At 58.8% G+C, this 13324-nt stretch carries 17 protein-coding genes and 1 pseudogene; 1 reads left to right on the top strand and 17 read right to left on the bottom strand.

The window, feature by feature from the left end:
* Nucleotides 1-39: 39 nt before the first annotated feature.
* From rplN to AB4043_RS05560, 17 genes and pseudogenes are all read right to left on the bottom strand, one after another.
* Nucleotides 40-411 (bottom strand): 50S ribosomal protein L14, encoded by a 372-nt coding sequence (gene rplN / locus AB4043_RS05640; protein ID WP_442299348.1) that lies wholly within the window; start codon nucleotides 409-411, stop codon nucleotides 40-42.
* Between the two features lie 63 nt (nucleotides 412-474).
* A complete protein-coding gene (gene rpsQ / locus AB4043_RS05635; RefSeq protein WP_147648581.1) occupies nucleotides 475-795 on the bottom strand; it encodes a 30S ribosomal protein S17 in 321 nt (106 codons plus the stop codon).
* Nucleotides 796-798: 3 nt separating this feature from the next.
* The gene (gene rpmC / locus AB4043_RS05630) at nucleotides 799-1083 is read right to left on the bottom strand and encodes a 50S ribosomal protein L29 (RefSeq protein ID WP_442299347.1); all 285 of its coding nucleotides are present in this window, start codon (nucleotides 1081-1083) and stop codon (nucleotides 799-801) included.
* A gap of 33 nt (nucleotides 1084-1116) precedes the next feature.
* Entirely contained in the window at nucleotides 1117-1548 is a 432-nt protein-coding gene (gene rplP, locus AB4043_RS05625) for a 50S ribosomal protein L16 (protein ID WP_442299346.1), read from the bottom strand.
* A gap of 115 nt (nucleotides 1549-1663) precedes the next feature.
* Nucleotides 1664-2332, bottom strand: coding sequence for a 30S ribosomal protein S3 (rpsC, locus tag AB4043_RS05620; protein WP_442299345.1), 669 nt, complete (start codon nucleotides 2330-2332; stop codon nucleotides 1664-1666).
* A gap of 73 nt (nucleotides 2333-2405) precedes the next feature.
* A complete protein-coding gene (rplV, locus tag AB4043_RS05615; protein ID WP_442306646.1) occupies nucleotides 2406-2906 on the bottom strand; it encodes a 50S ribosomal protein L22 in 501 nt (166 codons plus the stop codon).
* Between the two features lie 47 nt (nucleotides 2907-2953).
* Entirely contained in the window at nucleotides 2954-3235 is a 282-nt protein-coding gene (rpsS, locus tag AB4043_RS05610) for a 30S ribosomal protein S19 (protein ID WP_147648586.1), read from the bottom strand.
* Nucleotides 3236-3252: 17 nt separating this feature from the next.
* Nucleotides 3253-3792: pseudogene (rplB, locus tag AB4043_RS05605) on the bottom strand (50S ribosomal protein L2); the annotation flags it as partial.
* Between the two features lie 151 nt (nucleotides 3793-3943).
* Nucleotides 3944-4237 carry a 50S ribosomal protein L23 gene (locus AB4043_RS05600; protein WP_147648588.1) on the bottom strand — a complete coding sequence of 98 codons (294 nt, stop codon included), beginning with the start codon at nucleotides 4235-4237 and terminating at the stop codon, nucleotides 3944-3946.
* A complete protein-coding gene (gene rplD, locus AB4043_RS05595; protein WP_442306645.1) occupies nucleotides 4238-4909 on the bottom strand; it encodes a 50S ribosomal protein L4 in 672 nt (223 codons plus the stop codon).
* 144 nt (nucleotides 4910-5053) lie between these two features.
* A complete protein-coding gene (rplC, locus tag AB4043_RS05590) occupies nucleotides 5054-5797 on the bottom strand; it encodes a 50S ribosomal protein L3 (RefSeq protein ID WP_442299341.1) in 744 nt (247 codons plus the stop codon).
* 66 nt (nucleotides 5798-5863) lie between these two features.
* Nucleotides 5864-6184 carry a 30S ribosomal protein S10 gene (gene rpsJ, locus AB4043_RS05585; protein WP_147648591.1) on the bottom strand — a complete coding sequence of 107 codons (321 nt, stop codon included), beginning with the start codon at nucleotides 6182-6184 and terminating at the stop codon, nucleotides 5864-5866.
* A 110-nt stretch (nucleotides 6185-6294) separates the two neighbouring features.
* Nucleotides 6295-7482, bottom strand: coding sequence for an elongation factor Tu (gene tuf / locus AB4043_RS05580; RefSeq protein WP_442306644.1), 1188 nt, complete (start codon nucleotides 7480-7482; stop codon nucleotides 6295-6297).
* A 55-nt stretch (nucleotides 7483-7537) separates the two neighbouring features.
* Entirely contained in the window at nucleotides 7538-9625 is a 2088-nt protein-coding gene (gene fusA / locus AB4043_RS05575; protein WP_442306643.1) for an elongation factor G, read from the bottom strand.
* A 122-nt stretch (nucleotides 9626-9747) separates the two neighbouring features.
* Nucleotides 9748-10218 carry a 30S ribosomal protein S7 gene (rpsG, locus tag AB4043_RS05570; RefSeq protein ID WP_442301364.1) on the bottom strand — a complete coding sequence of 157 codons (471 nt, stop codon included), beginning with the start codon at nucleotides 10216-10218 and terminating at the stop codon, nucleotides 9748-9750.
* Between the two features lie 102 nt (nucleotides 10219-10320).
* Nucleotides 10321-10704, bottom strand: a complete 384-nt coding sequence (rpsL, locus tag AB4043_RS05565) for a 30S ribosomal protein S12 (protein WP_147648595.1) — start codon at nucleotides 10702-10704, stop codon at nucleotides 10321-10323.
* Between the two features lie 620 nt (nucleotides 10705-11324).
* Nucleotides 11325-12077, bottom strand: a complete 753-nt coding sequence (locus AB4043_RS05560) for a hypothetical protein (RefSeq protein WP_442301363.1) — start codon at nucleotides 12075-12077, stop codon at nucleotides 11325-11327.
* Nucleotides 12078-12347: 270 nt separating this feature from the next.
* On the opposite strand from AB4043_RS05560, the gene AB4043_RS05555 reads away from it, so the two are divergent.
* Nucleotides 12348-13324 (top strand): S9 family peptidase (locus AB4043_RS05555; RefSeq protein WP_442306642.1); only part of this gene is annotated, 977 nt, incomplete at its 3' end.

Here is a 13324-nt window from a genome sequence, read left to right as displayed (position 1 = left end):
GTTCAGAAGCGGTGTGCTTCGAACCAGCCAGGATATTGCTTAGATGACCTCAGGGGCCAGCGAGACGATCTTCAGGAACTTCTTCTCGCGCAGCTCACGAGCGACGGGACCGAAGACGCGGGTACCCACCGGCTCGCCGGCATCGTTGATCACAACGGCCGCGTTCTGGTCAAAGCGGATGTAGGTGCCATCCTTGCGGCGCGACTCCTTGCGGGTCCGCACGATCACGCACTTTACAACCTTGCCCTTCTTCACGGTGCCATCCGGAGCGGCTTCCTTCACCGCGGCGGTGACCACGTCGCCAAGGCCGGCCTTTTTCCCCAGACCGCCGCCGAGCGGCAGAATCACCTGCAGGCGGCGTGCACCGGAGTTATCGGCCACATCAAGAATCGTTCTCATCTGAACGGACATCTTCGTTCTCCTCAGTCAGCCTGCTGGCTCTTCCGCCGCAGGCTCTCGTCGTTCGGGCCGGAATTACTCAGCCGCAGCTTCCTTGACATCCGGCAACTGGGCCAGGGCCGAGCGGCGGACGATCTCTTCCAGCGCCCAGCGCTTCAGCTTGCTGGTGGGACGGGTCTCGCGGATGCGGACCACATCGCCCACGCGGGCCGAGTTCTGTTCGTCGTGCGCATAGAACTTCTTGTTGGACTTCACAACGCGCTTGTACTTCGGGTGAGCCTTGCGCATTTCGACCGAAACCACGATGGTCTTCTGCATCTTGGTCGAAACTACCTGGCCGACCTTCTCATTGCGGCGCGTCGCCTGCTCGTTCTGCTGTACTTGGGTCTCTGCCATGGGTTAGTCCTTCTTCGCTGCTTTCTTGGTTGCCTTCTTGGCCGCCTTCTTCGCCTTCACCGGCTCGGCCGAAGCCTCGACGGCAGCGGCTCCGCGGACGCCCAGCTGGCGCTCACGCGAGATCGTCTTCAGGCGGGCGACATCCTTCTTCAGCCCGCGCAGCTTCTTTACGCCCTCGTTGTTGCCCAGTGAGCGCTGAAACGTAAGGCGGAACAGCTGTTCGGAGGCCTTGTCGGCCTCGGTCGTCAGCTCCGTATCGCTCAGATTCCGAATCTTGTTCAGTTCCATAACTCTTCTCTCTTATCCCGTCGCCTGCCCGTGTTACTTGGCGGCAACAACCTTCACGTCGTGGCGCTGCACAAACGTCGTCTTCAGCGGCAGCTTGTTGGACGCCAGGCGCATCGCCTCTTTCGCGATCTCGGGTGAAACACCCTCCATCTCGAACAGGATCTTGCCCGGACGAACAACCGCAACCCAGTGATCCAGAGCACCCTTACCGGAACCCATACGGACTTCGGCAGGCTTCTTGGTGATCGGCTTGTCGGGGAACAGACGCAGCCATACCTTGCCGCCGCGCTTGATGAAGCGCGTCATTGCGATACGGCTGGCTTCGATCTGGCGGTCGGTAATGTAACCGCACTCCATCACCTTCAAACCGTAATCTCCGAAGCTCAGCGTCGAGCCGCGCCACGCCTTGCCGCGCATCTTGCCCTTCTGCTGTTTCCGGAACTTAACTTTCTTTGGCATCAACATAGTGAAACCCTCTTCGCTCTTAGCTGCCGGTTACTTCGCCTTTCACCGGCAATACTTGATTCGTCAAAATCATCCAACTGACTGCCGGAGTTCTCCGGCAGCCCATAACCTTGCTTTAGAACACGCCCGAAGTCGTAGCCTGATCGCGGCGCTTCTTCTGCTCGTAGATATCGCCACGGTAGATCCACGTCTTCACGCCGATCACACCGTAGGTCGTGCGAGCTTCGGCAAAGCCGTAGTCGATATCGGCGCGCAACGTGTGCAGCGGCAGGCGACCCTGCAGATACCACTCAGAACGCGCGATTTCGTTACCGTTCAGACGGCCGGAAACACGCACCTTGATTCCCTTGCAACCGAAGCGCAACGCCGAGTCGACGCTCTTACGCATTGCACGACGGAAGCTGACGCGCTTCTCGAGCTGCAGTGCGATGTTCTCGGCGACCAGCTGGGCATCCAGCTCAGGCTTGTTGACCTCGAGGATGTCAATGAACACCTCGCGGTTAGTGCGCTTCTGGATATCGGCCTTCAGCTTGTCGATCTCAGCGCCCTTGCGTCCGATGATGATGCCCGGACGGGCCGTGCGGATGATCAGCCGCAGCTTGTTGCCGGGGCGCTCCACTTCCACTGAGCTCACACCGGCGGCCTTCAGCTTCTCGCGGAGTTCCGCCTTCAGCTTGACGTCCTCGACCAGCAGCTTGTCATAATCGCGCTCCACGAACCAGCGCGACTTCCACGGCTTGTTTACGCCGAGGCGAAATCCGTAAGGATGGACTTTCTGTCCCATAAGCTATCCCTTCACTCCATCCGCGCCGGTCCATCTATTCGGCCGGTCGCGGTCAAATCTAACTAAACCTGCGTTACTTGGCAGCCTTCTTCGCTGCCGCCKYYTTCGCSGGRGCCTTCTTGGCCGCCGYCTTCTTTGCAGCCTTCTTCGGAGCAGCCGCCTTCACCTCAGCCGCGCCAGAGCCTGCAGCCGCACCGGCCCGCTGCTTCTCTGCTACGGTGATGATGATGTGCGCAAGCCGGCGCTGGTAGCGATACGCGCGGCCCATCGGAGCCGGACGGATACGCTTCATACGCGGACCTTCGTTCGCGACAGCCTGCTTCACATACAGGTTGTCCACATCCACATCGAGGCCCTGTTCCTGTGACAGGTAGTTTGCGTTCTGCACCGCCGAACGCAGCACCTTCTCCACCAGCGGAGCGATGCGCTTCTTGGTGAACATCACGGTGGTCAACGCCGCCTCAACACGCTTGCCCTTGATCAGATCCAGCACCAGCTTGGCCTTCTGCGGGCTGGTCCGCTGGAACTTCGCTTCTGCGCGAAACTCGCGGGTCTGTTCTGCTGCCTGTGCCATAACTCTTCTCTCTTATCTTCGGGAGCGCCAAGCGCTCCGCTGATCGTTTACTTCTTCGCCGCCGACTCGGTCTTCGCCGCGTGTCCCTTGAAGGTGCGCGTCGCTGCAAACTCACCCAGCTTGTGGCCAACCATGTTCTCGGTCACGTAGACCGGGATGAACTTCTTGCCGTTGTGAACAGCAAGGGTGTGACCAATGAACTCCGGGTAGATGGTCGAGCGGCGCGACCAGGTGCGGATGACCTTCTTGTCATTCGCCTGGTTCATCGCTTCAACCTTCGTCATCAGGTGGGCGTCGATAAACGGGCCCTTCTTCATCGAACGTGCCATATCTCTTATCCTCGCCTTTACTTGGTCCGGCGGTTCACGATGAAGGCATCGGTCCGCTTGTTGTTACGGGTCTTGTAGCCACGGGTCGGTTGGCCCCACGGAGTCACAGGGTGACGTCCACCGGAGGTCTTACCCTCACCGCCACCGTGCGGGTGATCGACAGGGTTCATCGAGACACCACGGTTGGTGGGACGGATACCGCGCCAGCGGTTCGCACCGGCCTTACCGATCGAGATGTTCTCGTGGTCGGTGTTGCCGACCTGGCCAACGGTTGCCATGCACTCAACTAGCACCTTGCGGGTCTCGCCGGAAGGCAACTTCAGCAGAGCGTAGTCACCTTCCTTGGCGACGAGCTGTGCGCTCGATCCGGCAGAGCGCACCATCTGTGCGCCCTTGCCAGGGCGAAGCTCAACATTGTGCACCGTGGTACCGGCAGGAATGTTCTTGAGCGGAAGAGCATTACCGATCAGGATGTCGGCCTCGGGGCCGCTCATCACCTTCTGGCCAACCTTCAGGCCAAGCGGCTGAATGATGTAGCGCTTTTCGCCGTCAGCGTAGCCTTCGTCTGGAAGCGCAGTGTCGGCGTAATCGGTCGAAATGTCTTGATCGGCATTGTCTCTGTTTCCTTGCCTGAGGCCAGCCGCATATTGTTTTCGCGGCTGGCGTCTTGAATCGTTCGGTTGACTCTTCCCTGTCGGGCTTATGGCCTTACAGGTTGTCGATATAATCCGGCATCTTCTCGCCGGCCTTCAGCTTCACGTACGCCTTCTTCCAGTCAGGGCGATAGCCGACAAAACGTCCGCGGCGGCGCTCCTTACCCGTGACATTGCTCGTACGTACAGTGGCAACCTTCACCTTGAAGAGAGCCTCAACAGCCTGCTTCACTTCGGTCTTGGTCGCCTCGGGAGCCACTTCAAATACCAGCGTCCCCTCGGTCTCCTTCACGCCCATGCCCTTCTCGGTAATCAGAGGGCGGCGAATCGTCGTATACAGGGTCGGCATTTATGCGACCTCCTTCACAGCGGGCTTGCGCTTGGATACGGACTTCTTCAGCGTCTCCTGCAGCGCCTCCAGGGCGTCCTTGGAGAAGACTGCATGCTCGTAGCGCAGCAGATCGTAGGGATGAACCTCAGAGCTAAGCACCAGCTCGACGCCATCCAGATTGCGGGAACCGAGGAACAGGTTGTCCGTCAGCTTCTTGCCCGACTCGACCAGCAGAGCCGTCTTCTTGGCATCCAGCTTGTCCAGAGCCTGGCGATAGAGCTTGGTCTTGGGCTCCTTCACCTCAAGGGTGTCAACCACCGTCAGCTTGCCGTCGGCCAGCTTGGCCGCAAGAGCCGAACGCAGAGCGCCCATCAGCTTCYTCTTCGGGAACTGGTACTCATAGCTGCGCGGCTGAGGTCCGTGAACCGTACCGCCATGACGCCAGATCGGCGAACGAACCGAACCCACACGGGCGCGGCCAGTACCCTTCTGCTTCCACAGCTTCTTGCCTGAGCCCGAAACGAGCTTCTTGTTCTTCGTAGCAGCCGTTCCCTGGCGCAGCGACGCACGGTAGTGCTTCACCGCCTCCCACAGGAGGGCCTCGTTCACCTCTGCGCCGAAGACCTCGTCAGCAAGCTGAAACTCGCCGACCTGATCTCCGCTCAGATTCACAACCTTGATGTTTGCCATCTTCTTTTCCTTTTGGCTCCGTTCCATTGCGGAGACCGTAACTTACTGTCTGTTTTCATCCCGCAGTCAGGCCTATAGCCCCGCAGCCGATGGATCTACCGTCCAGATGAAGCACACGAAGTGCATCATCTGGACAGTCAAGCTTTACTTCTTCTTACCAGCCGAAGCCTTCTTCGAAGCCTTCAGCGGGTCAACCGTACCCGAACCACCGAAGCCACGACGCTCACGCGGCGGATGCTTGGCCTTCGAGATCAGCACATAACCATCGCGCGGTCCCGGAACGGCGCCCTCGACCATCAGAAGGTTCTCTTCGATGTCGATGCCGCGGATACGCAGGTTACGAACCGTGACCTGATCCACACCGTAGTGACCCGGCATACGCTGACCCGGGAAGACACGGCTGGGGAACGACGAAGCGCCGATCGAACCCTGGATCTGGAACATGTGACCGTGCGACTTGGGGCCGCCGCCGAAACGGTGACGACGAACGACGCCGGAAAAACCGCGGCCTTTCGAGGTACCGATCACATCTACAAACTTCTCGTCGGCGAAGATGTCGACCATGATACGGTCGCCAGCCTTCACGCCATTTGTATCCTCACCCTCAGCCGCGGGAGTGGCGGCCTCGAGGCCAACCTCCTTCACGAACTTCACGGGAGGAACATTGCTCTTGGCAAAGTGGCCGGTCATCGGCTTGTTCACCTTGCTCGCCTTCACGAACTCAACCAGGCCGATCTGGGCGGCTTCGTAGCCGTCCTTCGCCAGGCTCTTGAGCTGCGTGATTACACAGGGGCCAGCCTTCAACACGGTGATCGGGTGAACCTCACCCTTATCGTCGAACACCTGCGTCATGCCAATCTTCTTGCCCAGAATTCCAGTTACTGCCATCTTCTTCTCTCCTCATCATGCGCCGGCTATCTTCCCAGAGCACTGTAGGTTTTCACTACAAAACTTTTACTTGGTAACGGTCTTGATCTCTACGTCCACACCGGCCGGGAGGTCAAGCTTCATCAGCGCGTCCACTGTCTGCTGCGTCGGCTCCAGAATGTCGATCAGACGCTTGTGCGTACGGATCTCGAAGGCTTCGCGCGACTTCTTGTCGACGTGGGGCGAACGCAGAACGCAGTACTTGTTCTTCAGCGTGGGAAGGGGAATCGGTCCCGCTACCTGTGCGCCGGTACGCTTTGCCGTCTCAACGATTTCGCCCGTCGACGTGTCAAGCACGCGGTAGTCATAAGCCTTCAAGCGAATCCGGATTCTCTGTTGTCCTGCCATCTTCTTCTCTTTTCCTGCTGCAAAGATCTCGTTGAGGTGTGGCTGGTGCTGTTCCACCAGCCACCCTAATTCGGTTGTTTTCGCGGACAGCTTTCGCCGTCCGCGCAGGACTACTTGACGATCTCGGCGATGGCGCCTGCACCGACGGTGCGGCCACCCTCACGGATCGCGAAGCGGAGGCCCTTCTCCATGGCTACCGGCGTGTGCAGCGTTACTTCCAGGCTGACGTTGTCGCCAGGCATCACCATCTCGCGGCCCTCAGGCAGCTTGACCGTGCCCGTCACGTCGGTCGTACGGAAGTAGAACTGAGGACGGTAGTTGGAGAAGAACGGCGTGTGACGGCCACCCTCTTCCTTCGACAGAACGTACACCTCGCCCTTGAATATCGTGTGCGGGGTGATCGAAGCCGTCTTGGCCAGAACCATGCCGCGCTCCACGTCTTCCTTCGCGACACCGCGCAGCAGAAGACCGGCGTTGTCGCCCGCCAGACCCTCATCCAGCTGCTTCTTGAACATCTCTACGCCGGTGACTACGGTCTTGCGRGTATCGCGGAAACCAACGATCTCCACTTCCTCGCCGACCTTCACCTTGCCACGCTCGATACGGCCCGTCACCACRGTTCCACGGCCAGAGATCGAGAAGATGTCTTCGATCGGCATCAGGAACGACAGGTCGACCAGACGGTCAGGCTGAGGAACATTATCGTCCACGGCCTGCATCAGCTCGTCGATCTTGGCTTCCCACTGAGCTTCGCCATTCAGCGCGCCCAGAGCCGAACCACGGATCACAGGAACGTCATCGCCCGGGAACTCGTACTTCGACAGAAGCTCACGCACTTCCATCTCCACCAGGTCGATCAGCTCAGGATCCTCAACCGCATCGCACTTGTTCAGGAACACCACGATGTACGGWACGCCKACCTGGCGRGCCAGSAGMACGTGCTCCTTGGTCTGCGGCATCGGRCCRTCGGTSGCKGCSACYACSAGGATSGCGCCGTCCATCTGCGCKGCGCCSGTGATCATGTTCTTGATGTAGTCRGCGTGRCCSGGGCAGTCCACGTGCGCATAGTGACGGTTCGCCGTCTCATACTCCACGTGTGACGTCGAGATCGTAATRCCACGCTCACGCTCCTCAGGTGCGTTATCAATCGTGTCAAACGAACGGAACGCGTTCTTCGGATTGTGCTTCGACAGGACCTTCGTGATCGCTGCCGTCAGCGTCGTCTTACCGTGATCGATATGTCCAATCGTTCCCACGTTTACGTGCGGCTTCGACCGGTCAAATTTYTCCTTCGCCATCTTCTTCTCCGTCCTTAGCTTCTAAGAATCCTTGAATCTGTCTTTGACTTCAGGCTTACTGCTTGCCCTGTACCTTGGCGATAATCTCTTCCGATACCGAGCGCGGAGCCTCTTCATAGTGTGCAAACTGCATCGAGAAGTTGCCGCGTCCCTGTGTCGATCCACGCAGGTTGTTCGAGTAAGCGAACATGGTCGACAGCGGAACCGTCGCCTTGATCACCTGCTGGCCGCCCTGCATCTCCATGCCCTCGATACGTCCGCGGCGGGAGTTCAGGTCGCCGATCACGGTACCCATGTAGTCCTCGGGCACGGTTACTTCGACAGCCATCATCGGCTCCAGAAGTACCGGCTTGGCCTTCTTGGCGGCTTCCTTGAACGCCATGGAACCGGCGATCTTGAAGGCCATTTCGTTCGAGTCGACGTCGTGGTAGCTGCCGTCGTAGAGCGAGACCTTGATATCGACCATCTCGAAGCCGGCAAGCACACCGCCCTGCAGCGCTTCCTGGATTCCCTGGTCGATCGGCTTGATGTACTCCCTCGGAATCACGCCGCCCTTGATATCGTTGCTGAACTCGTAGCCCTTACCAGGCTCGTTCGGCTCGATACGGATCTTGGCGTGGCCGTAGTTACCCGAACCACCGGTCTGACGGATGTACTTACCTTCCGCCTCAGCCTGCTGACGGATCGTTTCACGATACGCAACCTGTGGCTTACCGACGTTCGCTTCGACCTTGTACTCACGCATCATGCGATCGACGATGATCTCGAGGTGAAGCTCGCCCATACCCGAGATGATGGTCTGACCCGAATCAGGATCCGTGTGCACCTTGAAGGTGGGATCTTCCTGCGCCAGCTTCGCCAGCGCCATACCCATCTTCTCCTGGTCGCTCTTGGTCTTCGGTTCTACCGCAACCGAGATAACCGGATCCGGGAAGTCGATGGACTCGAGAACGATCGGGCTCTTCTCTGTGCAGATAGTGTCGCCGGTGACGAGATTCTTCAGACCCACGGCGGCGCAGATATCGCCGGCCAGGATCTCCGTAATCTCTTCACGCTTGTTGGCGTGCATCTTCAGCAGGCGGCCGATACGCTCGGTCTTGCCGGTACGTGGATTCAGCACGGTATCGCCGGCCTTCAGAGCGCCCGAGTACACACGGACGAAGATCAACTGGCCGACAAACGGGTCGGTCATAATCTTGAAGCCCAGAGCAGCCAGCGGCTCGTTGTCATCCGACTTGCGGATCAGCTTCTTCTCTGGATTGTCGGGATCAATACCCTCAATCGGAGGAACGTCCAGCGGGCTCGGCAGGTAGTCCACCACAGCATCGAGCAGCGTCTGCACACCCTTGTTCTTGAAGGACGAACCCATCAGAACCGGGAAGATATGCATACCGATCGTTGCCTTACGGATGGCAGACTTCAGCTCGTCGACCGTCGGCTCCTGACCTTCCAGGAACTTCTCCAGAAGAACGTCATCACTCTCGGCAACTGTCTCGATGAGCTGATTGCGGAAGGCAGTCGCCTTCTCCTTCAGATTCTCGGGAATCTCTTCGACCGAGTACTTGGCGCCCATGGTCTCGTCGTGCCACAGAATGGCGCGCATCTCAACCAGGTCAACCACACCCTTGAAGTTCGCCTCGGCGCCGACGGCAATCTGCAGCATCACGGCCTTGGCTCCYAGACGGTCCTTGATGGTCTGGGTTGCGTGCTCGGCGTCGCCGCCGTTCTTGTCCATCTTATTGATGAAGCAAATACGCGGAACGCGGTACTTGGTAGCCTGACGCCACACCGTCTCCGACTGAGGCTGTACGCCGGCAACAGCATCGAAGCAGGCGACCGCGCCGTCCAGCACGCGCAGCGAACGCTCCACCTCAGCCGTAAAGTCCACGTGGCCCGGGGTATCGATGATATTGACGCGGTACTTATTCCAGAAGCAGGTCGTCGCGGCCGAGGTAATCGTGATGCCGCRCTCCTGCTCCTGCTCCATCCAGTCCATGGTCGCAGTGCCTTCGTGCACCTCACCGATGCGATGGTTCACACCCGTATAGAACAGGATGCGCTCCGTCGTTGTCGTTTTACCSGCGTCGATGTGGGCCATGATGCCGATGTTGCGGCATTTGTCCAGCGAGATCGTGCGTGCCACTTTAGTTCTTCTCTTCTGCGAGCTTTCGCCCGCGGTTGCTTCCTACTTGACTCCGGCACATTGCTGCACCGGTACGACTCTTATTTCTTGCCTGCGGCGGGTATTACCCGCCGCAGACGGAACTACCAGCGATAGTGAGCGAAGGCCTTGTTCGCCTCAGCCATGCGATGAACGTCTTCCTTCTTCTTCATCGCGGCGCCGCGACCGTTAGCCGCATCCAGCAGCTCGGCGGTCAGCTTATCGACCATGCCCTTTTCACCACGCGAACGGCTAAAGGTCACCAGCCAGCGGATTGCGAGCGAAGTACGACGCTCCGGGTTCACTTCGATCGGCACCTGATAGTTGGCGCCGCCCACGCGGCGGCTCTTCACTTCCAGCAGGGGCTTCACGTTCTCCACGGCCTTCTTGAACAGCTTGATTGCCTCATCGCCACCCTTGGCCTCGAGGTTCTTCATGCTCTCGTAGAAGATGTTCTGGGCAGTCGACTTCTTGCCGCCCCACATCATGCTGTTCACAAACTTCGTTACCAGGGTGGAGCTATACACCGGATCCGGAGCAACTTCCCGCTTCGAGATATGACCTTTACGTGGCATTCCTTCTCTTCCTCTTCTTCCCCTGGAGCCGTCAACTTCTCAAGCAACCAGGCTTTTTGCCTCAGGCCACATCCGTGACCCTCAGCAGCTAACACTCAACGACTACTTCGCAGCGGCCTTCGGGCGCTTGGCGCCGTACTTCGAACGGCTCTGCTTACGATTGGCGACGCCAACCGAATCCAGCGTGCCGCGTACGACGTGATAACGAACACCCGGCAGATCCTTCACACGGCCACCGCGGATCAGCACAATCGAGTGCTCCTGCAGGTTGTGGCCAATGCCCGGGATATACGTCGTCACTTCGATTCCGTTCGTCAGGCGGACACGAGCCACCTTACGCAGRGCCGAGTTCGGCTTCTTCGGGGTCTGGGTGTACACACGGGTGCAGACTCCACGRCGCTGGGGCGAACCCTGCAGCGCAGGGCTGGCCGTCTTGTAGCGGGGCGCCGTGCGGCCCTTCTTTACGAGCTGATGAAACGTAGGCACTCTAAAACTCCTTGCAAATCGCTTCCAAACTACTTAACCGGCAAGTCCGGAGCCCGCAATAAGCCCCAGAACCGCCGTCCAACCAAACCTTGCGCGCTCGCGCAAAATCTCCAGACACCATTTCCAGGCACCTGGACGAAGCCACAGCTTCGCATTCCTTTTACCCACGGCCCAATACCGCAGCCACAGGGCACAACCAACCAACCAAGCGAATAACAGTCGACGGTGGCCAGGTCTCTCCGCCCGCAAACACACCCTGAGCTTTCACTCAAAGCAGCCTGCAGACCAGCCCGACTCCGTTTCGCTGTTCCGGCCCACATAGCCCATCCCGGGAGGAGGGTGTCGCAGGCTCGATCGAGGGGTTCGCATCCGCCAAGACCATTGGCCTCAACATTGCGATATCTCTATTCTATCCGGAATTTCGCACAGGGTTTTCCACCGGTTATTCCCAGTGATCCCTCCCGCACAGAGCTTTTCCTGCCCTACCCGCCGCCCGGAGCTCACTTCTGCCCACACGCGGACGAGTTCCGGAAATACGCGGAACCTCCAAACAATACCAAGAAGTGTAAAAAGAGTCAATTTTGTTGGCGCCGGACAGCCGACCGCCATCGCACCGTTTTTCAGTGGGAGTGAAAGAGCTTGTGGTTAACGTCCGGCCAGAACTCCTTAATCAGGTCACTCACTCCATCCAGCGCGACTGCAGTCACCCAGCGCTGGCCAGTTTTGGTCCAGGTCCGTTCCCGGCCGGGGTAATACAGATCGGCGATTCCCGCCGCGGCGCCATTGCCGACCACCTCCCCGAAGTTGAAGGTGCGGTGGTTATTATCGGTACGCGCCACAACCAGCCGTGAAAGCGAATAGCCTGTGCGCTTTACCAGCCCACCATGACCCAGTGTGTAGTAACGCGGGTCCTGCCGTGCAAGCGTCGGGACCACCGCCTCTGACATCAGGTTGCCGCCTACATTGTCGGCAAAGCTATGCCAGTAGTAGCGTCCGTATCCTGCAGCGCCCTGGTGAAGCTCCGGATAGGAGTTTTGCGCGAACCCAACCCCAGCCACAATGCCGACATAGGCGAATGCCGAGTAGTCGAAGCTGTCCTGCGCCGTCAGCTTGAACTTCTCTTTCGGCGAGAGCGGAGGCAGGACCTGATCCGCCGATACCGAGCGGAAGTTGGGCAGGATACCGAGAATCCGCTTGGTCTGCTGCCCATCGTCCGAATGCACCTTTGCCGGCTGTTGCGGTTGGGGGGAGTCCGGAAGAGACGAAGAAGAAGAAGGCACTTCTTCTGCATGTACCGCCGGTGAAAGGGTTAGACCGCCCGCAAGCACAATGGAACCGACGAATCGCGTACAACGTGCCAGAGTTGTTTTCAAAAAGGAGTTCCTCTTTCTCAAGAGACGCTCGGAGCGTCTAACTGATTCTCTTCCATAAACGGAATATGAACCATTCCCACTTCCGGTTCCCAACCACTATTCTGAGACGTATGCGTACGATCGCCGCCGCCATTCTGTTCTCTGCCGGATTTCTACCAGCGCAGCACACTAAAGGGAGCACTTACCAAACCGGCTTTCTCTCCCGACGGACACTCTGTCGCCTTTCTTTTTGTCGAAAACGCCACCCGTACTGCGGGAGCCACCTCGGCGATGAAGCCGCCAGCCGGTGTGATCGGCGAAGATGGCATCGAGATCCAGCGGGTCGAGAAGGTCGATCTTGTCGACCACAGGCTGCAGTACGCCGTCACACCTGCCAATCTGCATGTCTATGAGTTCTCCTGGTCTGCCGATTCGCAGAACATCGCCTTTATCGCGGCAAATCCTCCAGGAGAAAACAACTGGTGGGTCGCCAAACTCTATAACCTGTCTCTCAAAAAAACAGGAGAAGCCTGCGATGGGCAGGGATGCACCGCCTACTACGCTCCTCCTTCGGTCGTTGTCGACTCTCAAAAGGCTCCAGGGCCGCTCCATGGACTCCAGATCGCAGTTCCCCGCTTCTCGCCCGACGGTAAGACGATCGCCTTTATCGGCGGCCTCATGTCCGACGAGGGCTCGAACGGCGGCGATGTCTACCTCGTTCCCTCGACGGGTGGAGATGCCCGGAACATCACGGAAGGGCGCAAATCGACTCCTTCCTGGATCGACTGGGCTGACAACACCCACCTTGTGGTGAGCGAACACCAGCGCGGACAGGCTCACCTGGGGATCCTCTCCACCTCGGGCTCGGACATGCCGATCTATCACCTCACGCTGCCAGAGTCGATCGGCTCCGGCCAATCGGCCATGTCGGTCTCTGTTTCCATCCCGAGCAAAAAGATGGCGCTCATTCGCCAGTCTTTGAATATGGCGCCCGAGGTCTGGGCGGGCGAGATGAAGAACCTGAAGCAAATCTCGCACCTTAACGACACGTTGAAGCCCTTGAACGGTAAGGCTGAGTCCATCGAGTGGAAGAACGAGAGCTTCGATGTACAGGGCTGGCTGACCCTGCCTGCCAACTACGATGCGGGTAAGAAGTACCCCCTTATTGTCTCGGTCCACGGCGGCCCCTCCTCTGAGATCACTTCCCGATACGGGGGAGAGCCGGCGCTCTTCTCAGCCCTGGGCTACTTTGTCTTCCAACCCAAACC

It is taken from the genome of Terriglobus sp. YAF25, from assembly GCF_052113305.1.
In the GTDB taxonomy this organism is placed as follows: domain Bacteria; phylum Acidobacteriota; class Terriglobia; order Terriglobales; family Acidobacteriaceae; genus Terriglobus.
The sequence above is the reverse complement of the archived record's forward strand: the minus strand, read 5'-3'. Positions and strand labels throughout refer to the sequence as shown.